The 20,835-nt window shown below is 61.5% G+C and carries 19 protein-coding genes and 2 pseudogenes; 8 read left to right on the top strand and 13 right to left on the bottom strand.

The genetic code is table 11. From position 1 onward, the window contains the following. Positions 1–3: 3 nt before the first annotated feature. From BSU04_RS11920 to BSU04_RS11965, 10 genes and pseudogenes are all read right to left on the bottom strand, one after another. The gene (locus BSU04_RS11920) at positions 4–1,056 is read right to left on the bottom strand and encodes an ABC transporter substrate-binding protein (protein ID WP_089160797.1); all 1,053 of its coding nucleotides are present in this window, start codon (positions 1,054–1,056) and stop codon (positions 4–6) included. Positions 1,057–1,237: 181 nt separating this feature from the next. Further along, positions 1,238–2,237: pseudogene (locus BSU04_RS47535) on the bottom strand (NAD(P)/FAD-dependent oxidoreductase); the annotation flags it as partial. Beyond that, on the bottom strand, positions 2,230–3,660 hold the full coding sequence (locus tag BSU04_RS11930) for an FAD/NAD(P)-dependent oxidoreductase (RefSeq protein WP_089160798.1): 1,431 nt from the start codon (positions 3,658–3,660) through the stop codon (positions 2,230–2,232). The pseudogene BSU04_RS47535 and the gene BSU04_RS11930, both read right to left, overlap by 8 nt. A 23-nt stretch (positions 3,661–3,683) precedes the next feature. Then, a complete protein-coding gene (locus BSU04_RS11935; protein ID WP_089160799.1) occupies positions 3,684–4,037 on the bottom strand; it encodes a (2Fe-2S)-binding protein in 354 nt (117 codons plus the stop codon). 32 nt (positions 4,038–4,069) lie between these two features. Beyond that, positions 4,070–4,864 carry an ABC transporter permease gene (locus BSU04_RS11940; protein WP_089160800.1) on the bottom strand — a complete coding sequence of 265 codons (795 nt, stop codon included), beginning with the start codon at positions 4,862–4,864 and terminating at the stop codon, positions 4,070–4,072. An 18-nt stretch (positions 4,865–4,882) separates the two neighbouring features. Further along, on the bottom strand, positions 4,883–5,797 hold the full coding sequence (locus BSU04_RS11945; RefSeq protein WP_089160801.1) for an ABC transporter permease: 915 nt from the start codon (positions 5,795–5,797) through the stop codon (positions 4,883–4,885). Next, positions 5,790–6,866, bottom strand: coding sequence for an ABC transporter ATP-binding protein (locus BSU04_RS11950; RefSeq protein ID WP_089160802.1), 1,077 nt, complete (start codon positions 6,864–6,866; stop codon positions 5,790–5,792). Before BSU04_RS11950 ends, BSU04_RS11945 begins: the two co-directional genes overlap by 8 nt. A gap of 313 nt (positions 6,867–7,179) precedes the next feature. Next, positions 7,180–8,694 carry an L-piperidine-6-carboxylate dehydrogenase gene (gene amaB, locus BSU04_RS11955; protein WP_089160803.1) on the bottom strand — a complete coding sequence of 505 codons (1,515 nt, stop codon included), beginning with the start codon at positions 8,692–8,694 and terminating at the stop codon, positions 7,180–7,182. A gap of 310 nt (positions 8,695–9,004) precedes the next feature. Beyond that, the gene (locus tag BSU04_RS11960; RefSeq protein ID WP_373452822.1) at positions 9,005–10,246 is read right to left on the bottom strand and encodes an aminotransferase-like domain-containing protein; all 1,242 of its coding nucleotides are present in this window, start codon (positions 10,244–10,246) and stop codon (positions 9,005–9,007) included. After that, entirely contained in the window at positions 10,243–11,190 is a 948-nt protein-coding gene (locus BSU04_RS11965; RefSeq protein ID WP_373452824.1) for a DUF1338 domain-containing protein, read from the bottom strand. The genes BSU04_RS11960 and BSU04_RS11965 overlap by 4 nt, the downstream gene beginning before the upstream one ends. A gap of 268 nt (positions 11,191–11,458) precedes the next feature. Here BSU04_RS11965 and BSU04_RS11970 point away from each other — a divergent pair, with 268 nt between their 5' ends. Further along, positions 11,459–12,376 (top strand): LysR substrate-binding domain-containing protein, encoded by a 918-nt coding sequence (locus BSU04_RS11970; RefSeq protein WP_089160805.1) that lies wholly within the window; start codon positions 11,459–11,461, stop codon positions 12,374–12,376. 1 nt (position 12,377) lies between these two features. Here the strand turns inward: BSU04_RS11970 and BSU04_RS11975 are convergent, their stop codons facing one another. After that, complete coding sequence (locus BSU04_RS11975) at positions 12,378–13,292, bottom strand: LysR family transcriptional regulator (RefSeq protein WP_089160806.1); 915 nt, start codon at positions 13,290–13,292, stop codon at positions 12,378–12,380. A 101-nt stretch (positions 13,293–13,393) separates the two neighbouring features. Between BSU04_RS11975 and BSU04_RS11980 the strand changes: the two genes are divergently transcribed. Further along, the gene (locus tag BSU04_RS11980) at positions 13,394–14,275 is read left to right on the top strand and encodes an aldo/keto reductase family oxidoreductase (RefSeq protein ID WP_089160807.1); all 882 of its coding nucleotides are present in this window, start codon (positions 13,394–13,396) and stop codon (positions 14,273–14,275) included. A gap of 12 nt (positions 14,276–14,287) precedes the next feature. Here BSU04_RS11980 and BSU04_RS11985 read toward each other — a convergent pair whose 3' ends face one another. Next, a complete protein-coding gene (locus BSU04_RS11985; protein ID WP_089160808.1) occupies positions 14,288–15,295 on the bottom strand; it encodes a nitrilase-related carbon-nitrogen hydrolase in 1,008 nt (335 codons plus the stop codon). Between the two features lie 101 nt (positions 15,296–15,396). Here BSU04_RS11985 and BSU04_RS11990 point away from each other — a divergent pair, with 101 nt between their 5' ends. Further along, a complete protein-coding gene (locus tag BSU04_RS11990; protein WP_089160809.1) occupies positions 15,397–16,275 on the top strand; it encodes a LysR family transcriptional regulator in 879 nt (292 codons plus the stop codon). A gap of 379 nt (positions 16,276–16,654) precedes the next feature. On the opposite strand, the gene BSU04_RS11995 is transcribed toward BSU04_RS11990, so the two are convergent. Beyond that, positions 16,655–17,107 carry a winged helix-turn-helix transcriptional regulator gene (locus tag BSU04_RS11995; RefSeq protein WP_089160810.1) on the bottom strand — a complete coding sequence of 151 codons (453 nt, stop codon included), beginning with the start codon at positions 17,105–17,107 and terminating at the stop codon, positions 16,655–16,657. Positions 17,108–17,230: 123 nt separating this feature from the next. Between BSU04_RS11995 and BSU04_RS12000 the strand changes: the two genes are divergently transcribed. From BSU04_RS12000 to BSU04_RS12020, 5 genes and pseudogenes are all read left to right on the top strand, one after another. Beyond that, a complete protein-coding gene (locus BSU04_RS12000; RefSeq protein ID WP_089160811.1) occupies positions 17,231–17,866 on the top strand; it encodes an NADPH-dependent F420 reductase in 636 nt (211 codons plus the stop codon). 49 nt (positions 17,867–17,915) lie between these two features. Further along, the gene (locus BSU04_RS12005) at positions 17,916–18,854 is read left to right on the top strand and encodes an SDR family oxidoreductase (protein ID WP_089160812.1); all 939 of its coding nucleotides are present in this window, start codon (positions 17,916–17,918) and stop codon (positions 18,852–18,854) included. A gap of 168 nt (positions 18,855–19,022) precedes the next feature. Then, positions 19,023–19,670 carry an NADPH-dependent F420 reductase gene (locus BSU04_RS12010; protein WP_256982569.1) on the top strand — a complete coding sequence of 216 codons (648 nt, stop codon included), beginning with the start codon at positions 19,023–19,025 and terminating at the stop codon, positions 19,668–19,670. A 315-nt stretch (positions 19,671–19,985) separates the two neighbouring features. Then, the gene (locus tag BSU04_RS12015) at positions 19,986–20,381 is read left to right on the top strand and encodes a nuclear transport factor 2 family protein (RefSeq protein ID WP_089160814.1); all 396 of its coding nucleotides are present in this window, start codon (positions 19,986–19,988) and stop codon (positions 20,379–20,381) included. Positions 20,382–20,565: 184 nt separating this feature from the next. Beyond that, positions 20,566–20,835: pseudogene (locus tag BSU04_RS12020) on the top strand (hypothetical protein); the annotation flags it as partial.

A 20,835-nucleotide genomic window follows, 5' to 3' on the forward strand; every position in this document is an offset into this window, starting at 1 on the left:
AAATTACCGCTCGACCTGACGATTCCAGCGCGCGTCCCATTGCGGACGATTTGCGTTGATCACATCCCAGTCCACCACGTTCACCTTCTTCACCAGGTCATCGAGGTTGCCCAGTTGCTGCTGCATCGTGTCGGGCATCTTCGCCTGGCGGTTCGTCGGAATCTGGCGACCGGCGCTCGCTGCCTTGCTTTGTGCCGACGCCGAGATCATGAACTGCGCAAGCTTTTGCGCGAGCGCCGGATCGGGGTTGTTCGCCACCACGCATTCATCGACGAGCAACAGCACCGGACCTTCCTTCGGGTTCACATAGGCAACGGGAATACCCTTCGCCTGCAGGTCACCCACTGCCGTCGGTGTGAGCGGGAACAGGCCGGCTTGACCGGTCTGGACCATCTCCGAGATCTTCGCCGAGTTCGGAATGTACTCGATCACGTTCCGGCCCACGGTGCTTTGCCATTTCGTGAAACCCGGTTCGACGTTCTTCTCGGAGCCGCCCTCAAGCCGGTTGATCATCAGGAAGCCGTGCAGGCCGAACGTGCTGCTCGATGCCGACTGGAACACCACTTTGTCCTTGTATTTCGGATCGGCGAAATCGAGCCATGACGTGGGGGGCGCCCAGCCATTGGCCGTGAAGAGCTTCGTGTTGTAGGCAATGCCGGTCATGCCGAGCTGTACGCCCGCGCCGATATCGTCCTTCATGCGAGCGAACGGATAAAGCTGCTTGAGTTCGGGGCTGTCGTCGAGTTTTTGGCAGACGCCCATGCTGACTGCGCGCGCCATCACGCCATCGTCGAGGAACACTACGTGGATTTGTGGCTTCGCTTTGTTCGCGAGCAGCTTGGCGAGAATGTCAGAGGACGTGCCGGGGACCACTACTACTTTTACGTTGTTGGCCTTCTCGAATTCGGGCAGGACCTCGCTCGTGTACGCTTTTTCCATCGCGCCGCCGTTCATGCCGATGTAGATCGTTTTGGTGTCGGCTTGCGCTGGCGTGGAGAGGGCTGCTGCGCACAAGGCGGCAATGCCAGCACTGGCGACTGTCTGAAACGCTTTCATTTACTGATCTCCATTAGAAGGGGGGCATGCCTGATTTTTGTTCGCACTTTTTTGAGGTTACTCAAGCAAATCTCTTGATTGAAAATGCATCGATCGGCGTGTTCGTCGCTGCGTCCACAACAAGGTCGGAAAGCACCTCTCCAACCCCCGGGGCAAGCAGGAACCCGCCGCCCGAAAATCCAAACGCATGCAGTAGCCGCGGTGTCGTGCGGCTAAAGCCAATCACTGGATTGTCGTCGGGCGTACTGCCTTCCACCCCTGTCCAGGTCCGCAACAGTAACGCATCCTTCAACGCCGGCAAAAGCGCGCACGCCGCGCGCATCACTGTGCGTGTCGTCTCCGTGAGCGGTTGCGCATACTCGCCATCGCCCAACCCACGCCCGCCACCAATCACCACAATTGCCACGCGATACCTGACGGGCATAAATGCCGCCGCCATAGACCCCAAGATTGTGATCGATGAAATACGGCAGTGGCTCAGTCACCCACATGTTCGGATAGATCGGCTCCATCGGGATGGTCTCGCCAAAGTATCCGGCCACCGTGTTGCCCCACGCGCCGGCAGCATTGACCAGCCAGTCGCTCTGAACCTCGATCGTCGCGCCTGAGTCGTGCCGCGCCTCAACAACGAACCGCTCTCCCGCACGCACGATGTTCGTCACCGCGGTCTGCTCACGGACATCGGCACCGGCTGCACGCGCCGCGCGCGCGAATGCCGGTGACACGACGCGCGGATTCGCATGACCGTCACGGGGACATAACGAACCGCCCACCGCAGCCGCCCCAAGCCACGGGTAACGGCGCCTGAACGCAGGTCCGCTCATCAACTGCAAATCGAGGCCGAAGGGGTTGGCAAGCTGCGCGTACGCCTCAAGCGCCGCAAGATCGGCTTCGCTGCGAGCCAACCTCAAATGCCCCGAAACAACGAATTCTCCATCCGTGCCGACAAGTTCCGGCAGCCGGTCCCAAATCGATCGTGCACGTACCGCCAGCGGTAATTGTTCGGCCGGGCGCCCCTGGCGGCGCACGCCGCCATAATTCACGCCGCTAGCCTGCGCGCCGCAATACCGGCGTTCGAAAAGCCCAACCTTAAGACCCCGCTTCGCAAGCATCAAGGCCGTCGATGACCCCACCAAACCGCCGCCCACCACCAGCACGTCAAACCGCAAAGTCTCATTCATCGCGTGCGTGCTCCGGAATGCCGGCAAGGTGGTCCCCTTCTTCCGCCTCGTCTGTCATCGCTATCGATAAAGGCACGGGTTTGATCGGCGCCTGTCCGCGCAAACGTCCAACCTCCGCGATGGGTTTGCCCGTTTCCGCGCTCAGCAATTCCGCCGCTGCCGCGCCACACATGCGCCCCTGGCAACGACCCATGCCCACGCGCGTCAGCGCCTTCAACCGATTGATCTCACTCGCCTCGCCAGCACGAATGCAGCGGCGCAGCGCGCCGGCATCGATCTCCTCGCAGCGACACACCGTCATGTCGTCCGGCCAGTGCGACGCGCAATCGGCGGGCGGCGAAAACGCCTGTTCCAGCCCAATCCGAAATTCGGCGATGTTCGCCAGTTGCCGATCCAGCTTCGTGGCCTGAGCCTGAACGTTGGCGTTACCAGCCGGATTCCCAAGGTCCTCCAGCATCGCCAGCGCCGCGCGACGGCCAGCCAGTTCCGCAGCATCCGCACCGGCGATACCCGCGCCATCGCCGGCGAGATAAACGCCCGGCACCGAAGTGCGACCAGCGGCATCACGCTCCGGCAGCCACGCGCGGTTGATTGGATCGAAACGAAAACGGCAACCCGCCAGATCTGCAAGCTGCGTTTCGGATCGCAGGCCGTAGCCAAATCCAACCGCATCGCAGGGAATGGTCAGCTCTTGATCGCTATCGCGATAGGTCATGGCCTGCACGGCTTTATCGCCGGTCGCACGCACCAGCGTCACGCCACGTTCAATGCGAATCCCACGCGCCGCCAGCCAGCCGACGTAATAGAGGCCCTTTGCAAACGTGGACGGTTGACGCAGCAAACGCGGCGTCGCGGCTAACTGACGAGAGAACGGATTGGTATCGAGCACCGCCTCAACCTGCGCGCCCGCCTTCGCGTATTGATACGCGACGAGGTAAAGCAACGGCCCGGTCCCCGCGAACACCACGCGGCGTCCGATCGCGCAGCCCTGCGATTTCAGCGCGATCTGCGCAGCGCCAAGGGTGTAGACCCCCGGCAGCGTCCAGCCCGAAAACGGCAACACGCGGTCGGTCGCGCCGGTCGCGATCAGCAAGTGCGAATAAGGCACCGTGCGCTGGCGTCCGCCGTGCAAGGTATCAAGCCGCGCAGCGCCGCATCCCCACACCAGCGTGTCAGGTCGATAGTCGATCTTTGGAAGCAGGCAGGCCATGGTTGAGTGCACGGCGTCGGCCTTGCCTGCTTCCATGCCATACAGCGTGCGTTTGCTGCGGGCAAAACCCGCGTCCGCCGGCGGCTGTCGATAGATCTGGCCACCGGCACGCGGCGCTTCGTCGATCACGACCGGCACCAGCCCCGCCGCCACCAGCGTCTCAGCCGCCCTCACGCCAGCCGGTCCCGCGCCGACAATGACAACCCGATGCATCCTGTTTTTATCGATAGCCGCGCTCACGCTCCGATCACTCCCGAAGGCCGCGTCAGGACCCGCATGCCGTCCTTGACGAAGGTCGAACACGCCCTGATCCGTGTGCCCTCTTCCAGTTGTACCCAGCAATCCTGACACGCGCCCATCAGACAGAATCCTGCACGCGGTTCACCGCTAAACTCGGTGTCACGCACGCGCCGGGTGTGCAGCAGGATGGCGCTCAATACGGTATCGCCAGTTAAGGCTGTGATAGCTTCGCCATCGACCGTAATCCCCACTTCCTTGCGATGCGCTTCAGTAAGACGCACAAATTGCGGCGTGGCATCGGCCGCGCTCTGCTGCTGGCCGGCCGATGTTGCGCTGGGGAGATTTGTCATCGCGTAGAGTGAAGTCGTGGGTGCCGAGAGAATCAATGCGAACCGATCAGGATCCGGTTCAGTCCATATACGCGATCGAGCACGATCATCGCCCCGGCCGTCACGAGGATCACGAGGGCAGATACGGACGCCATCATCGGGTCGATCGATTCCGTCGCATACATGTACATGCGCACCGGCAACGTAATGGTCTGCGGCGAGGTCACGAAGATCGACATGGTCAGTTCATCGAAGCTGTTGATGAACGCGAGCAGCCAGCCGCCCGTAATACCGGGCAGGATCATCGGCAGCGTGATGCGGCGAAACGCCGTCCATCGATCCGCTCCCAAAGACTGCGCCGCATGCTCGATGCTGCGATCCATGCCGCTCACCGAGGCCAGCACCAGCCGCATCACGAACGGCGTGATGATGATCATGTGCGCCGCGACGAGCCACGTGAACGAGCCGGTTGCGCCAATCATCGCGAAGAAGCGCAGGAACGCAATGCCGAGCACGAGGCTTGGAATCACCAGAGGCGAGAGGAACAGGCCATTGAGGAATTCACGCCCCGGAAAACGTTCACGGCCGATAGCAAGCGCCGCCGGCAACGCCAGTGCGAGCGACAGCGTAGCCGACGCGAACGCCAGCTTGATACTGTTGAAAAACGCCGAGATGAAATCCGGGTAGTCAAGAATCGCGCGGAACCAGCGTAACGAAAAACCGTGCGTGGGCAGCGTCAGCGTCTGGTCCGGCGTGAACGCAACCAGCACGATGATGACAAGCGGCGCCAGCACGAACAAGATCACGAGCGTGTGAAAACTCAAGGCAACGAGGCCGTTCTTTCGCATTGCAGCGGTCTCCTTTCCTTAACCGAGGCTTCTGGAGTAACGACGCTCCAGAACCCGGTAGTACGTGATCATGATCACGAGGTTCGCGATCAGCAACAGGATCGCGATGGTCGCGCCGAGCGGCCAGTTGAGCGAGCCGAGGAATTCATCGTAGACAGCGGTGGCCGCTACTTTCAGACGACGGCCGCCGAGCAGGCCGGGAATCGCAAACGCGCTCGCCGACAAGCCGAACACCATCAGGCTGCCCGACAAAATGCCTGGCGCGATCTGCGGCAACACAATGCGCCGCAACGTGGTCGACGGTGACGCCATCAGCGAAAGCGCCGCGTTTTCAACCTGCGGATCAAGCTTCTGCAGCGAGGTCCAGACGGGGATCACCATGAACGGCAGCATGACGTGAACGAGCGCAATCACGATCGCGAAGGTGGTGTACTCCAGCTTGTAAGGACCCAGCCCGAAGAGGCCGAAGAACTGATTCACGATACCGCCCGTGTTGAGCAACATGCTCCAGCCGAACGCACGCACCACGACTGACACAAGCAACGGTGCAAGGATCACGAGCAGAAACATCGAGCGCCACGGATCACGCATGCGGTACAACACGTAAGCCTCAGGCGCACCAATCGCAACGCACAGCAAGGTCGTCAGGATCGCGATGCCGAAGGTCCGCGCAAAAATGGTCTGGTAGTAGCTGTCCGTCAGCACTTCAAGATAGTTGCCGAACTGGAACGCGGCGATCGGGCCGCTAGCGGGATCGAAGCGATAGAACGTCAGCACAACAGTCATCGCGAGCGGCGTCAGTACGAGGACTGCGAAGAGGATGAACGCAGGCAAGCTCATCAGCCAGGGCGGCACGAATGCGTGCCACGGCGCGCGGTCTTTACTCAACGCGCCGCTATTTTCCGGTCCAGCCGATTCGATGGTACTAGCCATGGCTCGCTTCCTGGATCACACGCACCGCATCGCGATGCCAGTCGATGCCGACCGTTGCGCCTTCGGCTACCGGTTCGGTACCTTCGTTCTGGCTGCAGACGAGCACTTCGCCAATGGCGGTATCGACGCGATAAAGCCATTGGCTACCCAGGAAAAAGCGGCTCGTGACGGTCGCCGACAAGCGCCCCGTTCCGACCGCGCATAAGTGCAGCTTTTCCGGACGGATGCACAGGGTCACCGTATCGCCTTCGCGCCACACCGTGCCCGCCTCAATGCACGCAATGCCGGTCAGGTCATGTCCGAGATCGACATGCACTTCGTTGTGACGCGCCTCGGTCACCTTACCCGCCAGCATGTTCGCCTTGCCGATGAACTGCGAGACAAAACGATTCTCCGGCCGCTCATAGGCGCGATACGGCGAGTCGACCTGCGTCACGCGCCCCGCTTCCATCACGACCACGCGGTCACTGATAGACAGCGCCTCCGATTGATCGTGCGTGACCATCACCGTGGTGGTCCCGACCTTGCGCTGAATCCCGCGCAATTCAAACTGCATCTCTTCGCGCAGCTTGGCGTCGAGGTTGGACATGGGTTCATCGAGCAGCAGCACCGGCGGCTTGATCACCAAAGCACGCGCAATCGCCACCCGTTGTCGCTGGCCACCCGACAATTCACGCGGATACCGTGCCGCGAGCGCATCGAGCCGCACGAGCGCCAACGTCTCGCGAATCCGCTCCGCGCATTCGGCTTTACCGACACCGCGCATTTCGAGCCCGAAGCCGACGTTCTGTGCGACCGTCATATGCGGAAACAGCGCGTAGCTCTGGAACACCACGCCCAGGCCGCGCTTGTTCGGCCGGACATGCGTGAGGTCCTTGCCGTCGAGCGAAATCCGCCCTCGCGTTACATCGATAAAACCAGCGATCATTTGCAGCGTCGTCGTCTTGCCGCAGCCCGAAGGCCCCAGCAGCGAGACGAATTCGCCTTTTTCAACCGAGAGGCTCACGTCGCTCACGGCGTTCAGGTCGCCGTAGGCTTTTGTCAGTTTGTCCAGCACGAGAAACGACACGGTGGCCTCCAGGGTCTAGCGAAAAACAGTTGAACGGACGCGGGGTATTTACGCAAAGGCAACGCAAAGGCAACGCAAAAACAGCACGTAAACAGGCGAAACCGGTGAAAACGCGCCGATGATTCAGAGGCGCCAGATAGGACAAGGACAGATTCGAGCAGGACAGATTGCAGCGCAACAACCGGGGATGACCGCGGAAGCCTTTGGCCCGCCGGGCGCACACCGCGGTTGGCGGGCGCGTCGGGCGAAAGGAGTCGACGTCGGGGTGGGACGCCGGATGTAGACTTCGTTTTAAATCTTCTTCAAGTTCGGATCAAACGTCGAACTTCACGCCTTGCGCAAGCGGCAATTCACGGCTGTAGTTGATCGTGTTGGTCGCGCGGCGCATATAACCCTTCCATGCATCGGAACCCGATTCGCGCCCGCCGCCGGTTTCTTTTTCACCGCCGAACGCGCCGCCAATCTCAGCGCCGCTCGTGCCGATGTTCACGTTCACAATGCCGCAATCGCTGCCCGCCGCCGACATGAATTGTTCGGCTTCGCGAATGTCGTTCGTGAAGATCGCCGACGACAAGCCCTGCGGCACGCCGTTTTGCAGTTGCAACGCTTCAGCGAAGTCGTTGTAGGTCATCACGTAGAGGATCGGCGCGAAGGTCTCGCGTTCGACCACCGCCGTTTGTGCCGGCATGCGTACGAACGCCGGACGCACGTAGTAAGCATCGGCGTGGCCGCCTACATCAACACGCTCGCCACCCTTCACAGTGCCGCCTTGCTCGCGGGCATCGCCCAATGCCTTCTGCATACCATCGAACGCAGCACGGTCGATCAGCGGACCGACAAGCGTATCTGACTCGACGGGGCTCCCCACTTTCACCGATCCAAACGCTTTTTCCAGACGCGGCAGCAATTGGTCGACCACGCTCGTATGCACGATCAGGCGACGCAGCGTCGTGCAACGCTGTCCCGCCGTGCCGACTGCCGAGAAGGTCACGCCGCGCACGACCAGATCGAGGTCGGCGCTAGGCGCAACGATCATTGCGTTGTTGCCGCCCAGTTCGAGGATGCTGCGACCCAGCCGCTTCGCCAGCACTTGCGCCACTTCAATCCCCATGCGCACGCTGCCGGTCGCGCTGACCAGCGGCACCTTCGGCGACTCGGTCAGCACCTGGCCGACATCGCGTGCGCCGAGCAGCAACTGGCTCAGGCCTTCAGGCGCGACGCCCGGATGGGTCTTGTTGAATTCACGCAAAGCCTTTTCGAACAGCGCGTGACAGGCGATAGCCGTGAGCGGCGTCTTTTCCGATGGCTTCCAGACCACGGCGTCACCGCAGACCAACGCCAGCGCCGCGTTCCACGACCACACCGCGACGGGGAAGTTGAACGCCGAAATCACGCCGACCACGCCCAGCGGATGCCACGTTTCCATCATCCGGTGACCCGGACGCTCGGAGGCAATCGTCAAGCCGTAGAGCTGGCGTGACAGGCCGACGGCGAAGTCGCAGATGTCGATCATTTCCTGGACTTCGCCCAAACCTTCGGACGTGACCTTGCCGGCTTCCAGCGTGACGAGGCTCCCAAGCGCGGCTTTGTGTTCGCGCAGCACATTACCGAAAACGCGCACGAGTTCGCCGCGTTGCGGCGCGGGCACGGTGCGCCATTTGAGGAAGGCGGCGTGAGCAGCATCTATCTTGCGGGCGGCGTCGGCGGGGGTATCAACAGCCAATCCAGCGAGCATCGCGCCGTCGAGCGGCGAACGCGCCGTGAGGGCATCGCCCTTCCACTGGCCGAGGTCTACACCGAGTGCGTCAAGAATATCATTCAGTTTCATCACTTCCTCTCTATGTCGGGTGGTTGCCAAGCACTGCGGCGCGGCCCAAGGCCACGGTTCGTCAGTGCCGTCCTGGAACCTGCTCCGGCGCGTAAATACGACCATTCGTCGGAGCAGAGTTTCAGGGCTTAAAAAAACGGCTGCAAATGATTAATCGGCACGACTTTGTGCGTTGGGCGAACCAACTACACTCAGCCGAGCGGTCCATCTGCGTTCAGGTTATGCGATTAGAACGCGTTTCACGGGATCTGGCGAGCCTTGGCGAGCCTTGGGGGCCATGCGGGCGGCGGCTTGTGATCTACACCGGCATCTACCGGCTCGCCAATGCGAGCTTGAGCCGCCGCACGCCTTCGAACACTTCAGCCTCGCCCGGCGCGGCGGCGAACGAAAGCCGCATGCTCGATTCATCCGGATTGCGTGCGTAAAACGCCGGTCCAGGCACGTAGATCACGTTCTGTTCGATCGCGCGCTTGAGCAAATCGGCGGAATGACGGCCGCCCTTCAATCGCGCCCAGACAAACATGCCGCCTTCGGGCATCACGTACTCAATTTCATCGGGAACAAACTGGCGCAATGCGCTGGACAACGCCTCGCAACGCTTGCGATAGGCCAGCGCGATCGTTTGTATGTGGTCAGCCAGACGCCCGCGCTCCAAGTAGTGGCGCGCCGTTTCCTGCGCGAGCGGCGAGGTGCAGAGATCGCTTGTCTGTTTTGCGACGAGCATGCGACGTGTGATGGCAGGCGGCGCAATCGACCAGCCGATGCGCAAGCCCGGGGCAACGATCTTCGAGAGGCTGCCGAAATACACGACCCAGTCGCTCGCGCCTGGGATGGCATCGGCGAGTGCAGTGATAGGTTTCACCGGTTCGCCTGAGAAGCGCAGCTCACCATAGGGATCGTCTTCGACCAGCACGAAACGAAACCGCATCGCGAGCCGCGCAAGCGCTTCACGACGCGCCGCCGGCAAGGTTGCGCCGGTCGGGTTCGCGAAGGTCGGCACCGTGTAGAGCAGCTTCGGCCGCGTAGCCGGATCAAGCGCTTCGATCTGCTCGGTAAGCGCATCCACATCGATACCTTGCGCATCGGTGCGCACCGGGATCAGACGTGCGCCCGCGAGCCGCAGCGCCTGGATGGCGGCCGGATACGCCGGCTCTTCGATCAGCACCGCGTCGCCCGGCGCGACCAGGATCTTGATCAACAAGTCGAGACCTTGCTGCGAGCCCGTGGTCACGATCACGTCGTCCACATCGCGCGTCACGCCGCGATCAGTCATTAACCGCAGGATCGCGCGGCGCAGACCGGGCGAGCCGGCTGTGTCGCCATATTGCAGGCACGCAATCGGATCGGACGAATAGGCATCCTCCAGCGCCTGGCCGATACCCGCCCGATCGAAGAGATCCTTCGACGGATACCCGCCCGCAAACGAAATCATCCCGGGCCGGCCAAGATACTTGAAAAGCTCACGGATCGCCGAGCCTTGCGGCGCCTTGAACGGTTCCGTGAAGGCATACAGATCGGCGGCGCGGTTAGCAGAATCAGCGGCGGAATTCACGCGGCCGCCGTCATCTTGAAGATGCCCGTGGCATTGCCGGCATCGAAACCGAGATCAAGCTTGGCTCGCCCCGTGGCCTCGTCCATGACCGCGTCGCGGCTGATGAACTCGTAGAAGGAACCAGGGACGTCGCGCTCGATCCGCGCGCCATCGGCGCCGACGAAAACCCGGCGCACGGGATCGGCGCGAAACGCTGTCTGGCGCACCCGGCCCGACTTCGAAATTTCAACGCTGTCCTTGATCGGACGGCCGAGTTCGCGCTGGGCATCGGCGACGGCGAAGACGTCATCCACACGGTCAGTCGCATGATTAAACGCGTTGCCTTCGGTTGCAATCCACGCCATTTCCGCCGACTCGGCGCGCAGCACTTCATAGTCCGTCAGACGCGGAACCGTATGCTGGCGCTCAAAACAGCGCACGAGCACAGGCAGCAGGTCGAGAGCCGTAGCCAGCGGCAGTGAATGGTCGCGCTCCAGCTCGGCCAGCGACGCAACCGCTTGCGGCGTGAGCGGATCGACGCTCTTGCCGATCACGTTCGTTACGGCTTGCTGGAACTCGGAACTGAAGCGCTCGGGATGCAGTTCGCTGACGAAATACTGCGCGATTTCATCAGGAGCATCGACGTGCATATACGAGCGCCCCGTCATCTTGATGCGATCGAGCGGGTACGTACCGTTCAGCACAAAACCGAGCGGCTTAAGGATGCGCGTGAACGCGGCTTCGCCCGGCGGCAAGGCGCCGGATTCAGCCCAGCGCACGGTGCGCAGCGCGCCGTGGTCGAACTGAACGCGGGTTTGCGTGTGCGCAAGGTCGTCGGTATAGGCGCGGCCGGTTGGCACGCGTTCGAGCAGGCCGGCGAACAGCGCCATGTTCATCGCTTGGGCCAGCTCGGCACGGTTGACCGTGCCCGGCGTGGTAATGGCCAACACGGGCGGCAAGTTCATCAATCGCACTAACCCGGTTACATCAGATTCCGGCAGGGCAACAGCAAGCAATGCGGCGAGATTCGAGTTCATTTATCCAGTTCCGGCTGATCTAGCGTGGTGCGAGCCCAGGGCCCGGTTCGGCGATTCACTGGAAGGCAATTCTGGAGGGCGGAAAAAAGCCACGCAATTGATATAAACTCATGACTTCATTCTAAAAAAGAACCAAGTCGTTCAATCAGTTGTCAAGCGCCCCCGACGCGCTACTCGCAAACGGTACCGGTAAAACATGAGAAAAGGGATTCCCAATCTGGTCGCCTTGCAGATCTTCGAGGCCGCCGCGCGCCACGAGAGCTTCACCCGAGCCGCCAATGAGCTCTCGCTCACGCAAAGCGCGGTTTGCCGCCAGGTTGCGGGGCTGGAAAACCGCCTGGGCGTCGCGTTGTTCCTGCGCGTCAAGAAGCGGATTGTGCTGACCACGCATGGCCGTGATTACGCGGCGCTCGTGCGCAAGAATCTCGACCGGATTGAGCGCGATACGCTCGAACTGATGGCGCAACGCGGTGTGGGGCGGATTCTGGAGATAGCGGTCGTTCCTACGCTCGCCAGCCAGTGGCTGATTCCGCGCCTCCCGCAATTTCGCGCGCTGCGGCCGGACATCACCGTGAATCTGTCGATACGCACCGAGCCTTTCCTGTTCAGCGATTCGCCCTTCGACGCGGCGCTTTATTTCGGCGATTCGGTATGGCCCGGCACACAGGGCAAGCAGCTGTTCCGCGAGGGCAATGTCGTGCCGGTGTGCAGTCCTTCCCTGCTCGCCGGGAGTACGCCCGGTGAGCAGACTTCGCTCGAACAGCTTGCTGATTTGCCGCTGCTGCATTTATCGACACGGCCCGACGCCTGGCGCACCTGGTTTCGTCTAAACGGGCTCGAGCACGATGTGCGAGCGGTACGCGGCGCGCGCTATGAATTGTTCACGATGCTCACCAGCGCGGCTCAGGCGGGCTTGGGCGTCGCATTGCTGCCGGAGATCTTGCTCGCGGACGAGTTGTCGACCGGCCGGCTGGTCGTGCCGCTGAATAGACCGATGTCCGGCAAGTCCGGTTATTACCTCGTCGCACCCGATGAAATTGCCCAGGACGAACCGTTCGTCGCGCTCTCGGACTGGTTGAGTTCGATCGTGCCGCAAACGAAAACGGAGGCGTAGATCAAAGGGCTGGGGGGTTGGATGCATTACCCGCCTTCACGAAATCGATAAACACGCGCAACGGTGCGGGCAAGTGGCGATGCCCCGGATAGTAGAGAAATGGCCCGGAAAAGCTCGGCCACCACGATTGAAGAATCGGCTCCAACGCGCCGCTATCGAGGTACGGACGCAGCATTCCCTCGAACAGGTGAATCACGCCCACGCCTGCCACGGCCATACTGATTGCAAGATCCATTGCCGCGCCGGGCCTGACCAGCAGCGGCCCTGCAGGGTCCAGCCGCACCAACTCCCCGTCCCGCTCGAAATCCCAGGTTGGCTTCGCGCCGCCGGCAAACTGGCCGCGCAAGCACGCGTGAGAAAGCAACTCTCGGGGGTGCTCGGGTCTGCCGTGCGTATCGAGATATGCCGGTGCGGCGGCGGTCGCGAAGCGCTGCACGCGTGGCCCGATCGGAATGGCGATCATGTCCTGCTCGAGCCGCTCGTCATAACGAATGCCCGCGTCGCAGCCGATCGACAGCACATCGACGAAACCATCCTCGACCACGACTTCAACGCGAATGTCAGGATAAGCCTTCAGGAACGGCGCGATGACAGCTGGCAACACGATCCGCGCTGCGCTCGACGGCACGTTGAGCTTCAGCGTGCCGCTTGGCGTGTCCCTGAACCCGTTCAAGACATCCAGCGCGGCTTCCATCTCGCTGAACAACGGCGCCAGCTTTTCGATGAGGCGCAGCCCCGGTTCGGTCGGGGCCACGCTGCGAGTGGTCCGATTGAGCAAGCGCAGGCCGAGTTTCGCCTCGAGGCGGCGCACAGCAATGCTCAGACTCGAAGCAGAGACGCCACTAATCCGGGCTGCGTCGCGAAAACCGCCGGCGCGAGCAACTGACACGAATGCGGCAAGATCATTTAATTCCATGGTCACTGTTCACATTTTTGAACAACCCGTGCAATTTAGACCGGATTATCTAACAACACAATCACCTCCATACTGGCGTCACATTCATCAAGGAGAGCGTCATGTCGAATTTCATCCCATTAAGCACCTTTGCGCTTGCCGGTCGTCCGGTGCAGCGCCTGGGCTACGGCGCCATGCAGCTGGCAGGACCCGGCGTGTTCGGGGCGCCAAAGGATCACGACGCAGCGATTGCCGTATTGCGCGAAGCGGTGGCGTCGGGCGTCAATCACATCGATACGAGCGACTTTTACGGACCGCACATCACCAACCAGATCATTCGCGAAGCGCTTCACCCGTATCAGGATGATCTCGTGATCGTCACCAAGCTTGGCGCCGTGCGCGGTGACGACGGTGCCTGGCTACCGGCGATGGAACCGGAAGACCTCAGGCGCGGCGTCCACGACAACCTGCGCAATCTCGGCCTGGAAGCGCTTGAAGTGGTCAATATGCGGATCATGGGGAACATTCACTCACCCGCGGAAGGATCGATCGAAAAGCAGGTCACAGCGCTTGCCGAACTGCAACGCGAGGGGCTTGTCCGTCACATCGGACTGAGCAACGTGACCTCGGCCCAGATCGCCGAGGCGCAGGGCATTGCGAAGATTGTCTGCGTTCAGAACCACTACAACCTGGTCCAGCGGGAAGACGACACACTGGTCGACGAACTGGCGAGCCAGGGCATTGCGTATGTACCGTTCTTCCCGCTTGGCGGGTTCACGCCGATTCAATCGTCCGTGCTGTCTACGGTCGCTCAAAAGATCGGCGCGACACCGATGCAGGTAGCGCTCGCGTGGCTCCTGCATCGCTCGCCCAACATTCTGCTGATTCCGGGCACGTCGTCGCTCGCGCATCTGCGGGAAAACATGCAGGTGGCACAGTTGAGTTTATCGGACGCGGTGCTCGCTGAACTGGACGCGATCGGCCAAGCCAATGGGGCACACTGACCGCGTGGAACGCTAAGTCTGGCGGATGCGGCTGACCTGAGCGAAGCTCAGCGCGATTGCGCCTCTTGACGGGGTTCCGCTGCGCTGCGCAAACGCGTTTCCGCGTGGCGGCATCGAACGGACGAACGGCCCGTTGCTGTCAGAGCGACGGGCCGTCAAGCATTGCTGGCCGACGCTCCCAGCTATCAGGCTGGGGTCCACTTCTGTAGAAACCATCGGGCTGGATGAAGAGCATTGCTCGGCCAGCACGCGTCCGTCAGGGTCGACGATCATGCCGCTTTGATTGTTGCCCTTCTCCGACCCATTGCTAAAGACAACGAACATTCCGTTGTCGGACGCTCGCGCGATCAACGACCGCCGCAACCAGGCCGCCGCACTGGCGCTTTCTGCGGCGACTGCGCCATGGGCAACGTGCGGACCAGATCGCTGCCCTGGAGAAAGCCGCTGTAACGCAGCATCCCCATTGCTGTCCGAACCATATGTCCGATGCGGCGCAACAAGTAAGGTCGCGCCCATCAACGCCGTCATGCGAACGTTCTCGATCAGATAATTATCTGCGCCAACCAGAATGCCTATGCGTACGCCCCAAGTCGTATCGATGACGGTGTACTGCTCGCCACATTCGATTGCGGGGTGTTCGACCATGTGCAGTTTTCGATGACAACAACGCCCGCCTCCCGGCATACAAATCACATAGCTGTTGAACAACCTCCCATCCGGCGCACGCTCGATAAATCCTACGCCCGCTGCCACGCCAGTACGCTCGACTGCGTTGGCGACTGCATCAATCGAGCGACCATCGAGCGGCTCGGCGAGCGTCACGAGCTCGCGGCGACGAAGAGCCAGGGTATCGCCGTATCCGACCAGGCTCGCCTCAGGGAAAACAATCAGTGAGATTTCCTGAAGCGCAGCATCGGCGAGCCACGCTGACACGTTCGCGACGTTCTGCGATGCATTCCCGCGTTGGGAGATCAGTGGGACCGTCGCCACCTTGAATGGGGGAGACGAGGATATAGACATGTCGTTTGCCGCCTGACTGAAGGGTCCGAAGAGAGTCCATTGGACCGCCGGGCATTCAATAAGTAAAATGAATCATTCGACACATTCAATTACTTCATGGAATGGAACTCAAACTTCTACGCGCCTTCCTGACCGTGACGGAACTCCACCATTTCGGCCGCGCTGCCGAGGCGCTGAATGTCACTCAACCGGCCCTCAGCAAGCAGGTAGCGGCTTTGGAAGACACATTGGGCGCGCGGCTTTTTGAACGCGGCAGGCATGGCGCCGAGCTGACATCATTTGGCGCCGAGTTCCTTGCGGGCGCGCAAACGCTGGTACGCGATGCGGACGAACTGATCGCACGGGCGCGCGAAGCCAGCAGTGGAAAGCGTGGATATTTGCGCGTCGGTCTTGGGCTCACGACCTTGACCCTGGCGCCGCAACTGATCGCGGAATTTAGAAGGCTGAATCCGAACGTCAGCGTGTCGCTCAATGATCTTTCTTCAGCCGAGCAAACCCGCCGGCTTCTCGCAGGAAAGCTCGACGTCGGCTTCCTCCGCATGCCGGCCGACAGCGGGTTGTCGTGTTTGCCGTTGCTCACTGAGACATTGGCGCTGGCCGTGCCTCAGCACGCAAAATGGAAGCGTCTGCCGTCTGACCTGAATGATCTCAACGAACTTGGCTTGATCGCGCTCGCCCGCAACCGCGGCCCCGGACTGGCAGCACAGATAGATCGTTGGTGCAGTGAGCACGATTTCGTGCCTCGGGTGATTCAGCAGACCGACGATATTCAGTCTGTTCTTGCGGCTGTCGCTGCGGGCGTAGGCGCTGCATTTTTGCCGTCCCGGGCGAAGTATCTTTTGCGGGATGCGAGGGTGCTTCCGTTACGCGATGCGGCCGCCCGTTGGCAAGTCGGGCTGGCGTGGCAAGCGACTCGTGATAACGCGGTCGTGGCGCGTTTCATCGAATTCGTACGCGCGGCGAAGATACCCGCTTCGTAAAGCATCGGTTGACTAAGGTGAATGTCGGAGCGTTAACTGCCTCTCAATGCGACGTGTGAACTGCGTTACATTCCGACGGAGCGTGCCTTAATCCCTGGCTCCGGACCGCCACACGGCAAAGCAAGCGACCGCGGTATTGCTGGGAAACGGGATTCGTTGGAATAGCTCGGAATTGGCTGAACTGCCGGGACAGGCGGAAAGCCGAGGACCACAGCGTGCTGCAGTTGGCTCCAGGCAACTTGCAGATGAGGCTTTGTTCGCAGAGAGGCGCTTGACGACCCCGAGCAGCGGACATCGGCCCCGCTATTCGCTGCACCTCGTAGCCGGTGGTGCGTGCATATCGTTCGTGCGACGTGACAGGGCGCGCTTGCCGTCTTGCTCATTCCTTGCTCTCAGGAAACATACATCCGCCATTGCGGACCAGCGCCTTCACCTCTTCGCTCACTTGCATCGGGTTTTGACGCAATCGCGCAGCGAACTCTTTGCTGCGCCGCACGTACGACTTCGAATCGTACTTCGCGCTCCAAAGAACTATGTTAAGCACGACGGGGATGAGATCCAGGCCCTTCTCGGTCAGCGTGTAGAAGTCACGGCGCCCGTCGTCGGGGCTGGGCGCCCTCGAGAGGATTTCTTGCTCCTCAAGAAAAGCAAGGCGGGAAGCAAGGACATTGGTCGCGATTCCCTCTTCCGATTTCAGGAACTCGCCATACGTCTTCTTGCCCACAAAAACGATGTCGCGAATGATCAAGAGCGACCAGCGGTCGCCGAAGATCTCCACGCCGTAGTTCACTGCGCAATGGGACCGAACGTCGTCTTTAGATGTCGTCTTCATGGCTAGATCTTAACATTGCTTGCATATCGCAAGTAAATTTCATTTTTACTTGTTTTTTGCAAGTAATGTGAATAGGATGGTTGCTAGTGATTACGAGCACCACCCAACTCACCAGGACTGCACATGAGCACTATCAGCATCATCGGCACAGGCGGCATGGCCGCAGCGATCGGCGGCCTTGCCGCCAAGGCCGGACACACCGTCGAGGTGGTCAGCCGCGACGCCGCCCGAGCACGGGCGCTGGCCGAGCAGGTCGGAGCCGGCGCGACGACAGGAACGTTCGGCGCCGCCCCGGCTGGGGACATGGTCATCCTGGCGGTTCCCTACTCCGCCATTCTTCACGTGGTGAAGCAGTACGGCGAAGAGCTGGCAGGCAAGGTTCTTGTCGACATCACCAACCCCGTCGCGTCCAACCACACGAGCTTTGTGACCCCCGGCGACAGTTTCGGCGCGCAGGAGATCGCCAAGGCCGCCCCTGCCAATGCGGATGTCGTCAAGGCGTTCAACACCCAGTTCTCCCACGTCCTGGCTGCCGGTCCCACCGAGGGCCACCCATTGGACGTGTTCATCGCCGGGGACGACACGCAGGCGAAGGCACGCGTCTCGGCGTTCATCGAGAGTCTCGGACTGCGCCCGATGGATACCGGGCCTCTGCCGATGGCGCGGACGCTGGAGCACGCCTGCCTGCTGTCGCTGGGTCTCCTCACCCAATCCGTCAAGCACACCAACTTCTCAATCGGCGTCAGCCTTCCCAGCTGAGTGCACCGCCCCCCCTTCTCGCATCACATCACTCATAAGGAAAACTAACATGCACGTTTTCGTCACTGGCGGGACCGGCCATATCGGTTCGTACATCATCCCTGAGCTCATCGCCGCCGGCCACGAGGTCACCGGCTTGGCCAGGTCGGACGAGTCCGCGGCGGCGGTGTCCGCGCTCGGCGCCAAGGTGCGTCGCGGGGATATTTCCGACCTCGATGGGCTCAAGGCGGCGGCGGTGGAGTCCGACGGCGTCATCCATGTCGCGCACAGGCAGGACCTGCTTCCCTCCGGCGGGCTTGACGCCGTGGCCGCTGCGGAGCTCCAGATCATGCTCGCGTACGGCGAGGCACTGGCGGGAACCGGAAAGCCGCTGGTCGTGTCGGGGAGCATTGGCTCGCCCGGATGGGAAAACCTGGGCCGGCCAGCCACCGAAGAGGACCCGGCCCTTCCCGGCGGCGATGCGTACAAGGGGACCTTGCGGGTTCGCAACGTCGTGGAGCTCACCGTGGTCGGCCTCGCGCAGCGGGGCGTGCGGTCTTCGGTCGTGCGGATCCCTCCCATCGCGCACAGTACGACCGATGCCGGCTTCCTCCCGCTGCTGATCGGGCTCGCGAAGGAGAAGGGTGCCATCGGCTACCCCGGAGACGGCGCGAACCTGTGGCCGGCCGTGCATAGCCGCGACCTCGCCTCCTTGTTCCGCCTGGCGCTGGAGAAGGGTCCGGCCGGCAAAAGTTGGCACGGGATTGAGGGCGAGGGCATCCGGTTCCGCGAGATCGCCGAGGCCATTGGCAGCCGTCTGGGCCTACCCGCCGTGAGCATTCCCTTGGACGTACTGATGCTGCCGGGATACTTCGGATTCCTATCAAATTTGGTCACGCTGGATCTCCCGGCGTCCAACCTCATCACCTGCCAGACCCTCGGCTGGGAGCCTGCTCAGCCCGGGCTGCTCAAGGACCTCGACAACGGCCATTACTTCCCTGCCCGCTGAGTTGAGGCGGGAGCCCGGCCGAACGAGCGCGCCGGACAGCAATGTCGCGATCCCGTGCTGCATTTGGGCAAAGACTCGGTCGACTCGGGACGGCATGAGGGATGCCGCACGCGGCTCGGCACACACGTAATATCAACCAGGGGTTGCCCCGTTTAAAGACTACGAGCAATACTCCAACTCGCAAGGAAACTACACATGAGCACTATCAGCATCATCGGCACAGGAGGCATGGCTGCGGCGATCGGCGCCCGTACCGCCAAGGCTGGATACACCGTCGAGGTGGTCAGCCGCGACCCCGCCAAGGCACGGGCGCTGGCCAAACAGCTCGCAGCCGAAGCGACCACAGGGACGTACGGCGCCGCGCTGGCGGGCGACATCGTCATCCTCGCCGTGCCGTACGGCAGTGCGGCGGCGGTGGTGACCGAGTTCGGGGACGCGCTCGACGGCAAGGTGATCATCGACATCACCAACCCGATCTCCCCCGACGCCACGGGCCTCGTCACACCCCACGGCAGTTCTGGTGCGCAGGAGATCGCCAAGGCCGCCCCCGCCGGCGCGCATGTCGTGAAGGCGTTCAACACCCTCTTCGGCCCCGTACTCGCTCGGAGTGGACGCCTCGACGCGTTCATCGCCGCCGACGATCCGAAGGCCAAGGCACGCGTCTCAACCTTCCTCGAGAGTCTTGGGCTGCGTCCGTTCGATGTCGGCGGCCTGCACATGGCCTCGACGCTCGAGTCGCTCGGCTTGATGCTCATCGGTTTAGCCAAAAACGGCGCCGGCACCTTCGACATCGCCTTGAACGTCGATGTCGGCTGAAGCACCGACACCCCGTCCTCACCCGCAGCTCCACAACGACACTGGGAACAACACGTCTCTCACGTCGTTCTCATCAGCCCATTCCGATGGAGTTGTCTGTCGACGGCGGCTTTTCGACCCTATGCAATCGTGCCGCAGAGCGTGGGACCTACGCGCTGCGACTAGGCCTGGAAACCCTGCGGCAGATCAAGGGAGTAGAGACCGTCCGACTTCAGGGACGCGATCGTTCCCTCCCTTGCTCAAGTCGCGGGTTTATTTCGATCGTATCCGACCAACTCGGACACGATCCGATGTAACAGAAATGGAGAAATTCCGATGAGCACGCAAGAGAATGTCCAGATTGTGAAGGATTTTTTTGCAGCAATGGGCCGTGGCGACAAGCAAGGACTGCTGGCGATTTCTGCCGAAGACATTGAGTGGACCATTCCGGGCGAGTGGGCGCTGGCCGGCACGCACCGCGGACACGCGGGATTGGCGGATTTGCTTCAGAAGGCTTCCGAAATGCTGGAAACGTCATACCCAGAGCCGCCCGAATTCGTAGCGCAGGGCGACCGGGTTCTGGTCGTCGGCTTCGCCACGGGCATAGTCAAAGCCACGAATAGGACATTCGAGGACGATTGGGTCTTCGCCATTACCGTTCGAAATGGCAAAGTGACGAACCTCCGGGAGTACATCGACACGCTTGCACTGGCGCGCGCCTCCGAACTTTAAAGCTGAAGCTAGCGACGAATCTAACAACAATAGTCAATCAGTTGGGTCGAACTGAATATGTGGAAGTCGCAGGCAGGCACGTTAGTGCGGGTACTTACCTCATTGAGACGCGAACCCATCGAGCCCCCTGTGTCAAACTGCTGTGAGACAACTTCTTCAAACAGTTTAAGGAAGTTGCCCACAGATGGATAAGCAGATGAAAGAGGTTTTTGAGGAACGTGACGTCAGTGCGAAGGTTTTCCCCGAGGGGGCCTCGGGGAAAACGGCAACCGATGCTGAGGTCGTCGCGGCGCCAAGCCGCCGGAGTTTTTCGACGAGCTACAAGCGCCGTATTGTGCGGGAAGCCGACGCGTGCAATGCCAGCGGCGCGGTCGGGGCACTGCTGCGCCGTGAGGGTCTCTACAGCTCGCATCTGAGCCACTGGCGCGTGGAGATCGAGGCGATCGACACTGCG

The sequence above is a fragment of the Caballeronia sordidicola genome, assembly GCF_002220365.1.
GTDB lineage: Bacteria > Pseudomonadota > Gammaproteobacteria > Burkholderiales > Burkholderiaceae > Caballeronia > Caballeronia sordidicola_C.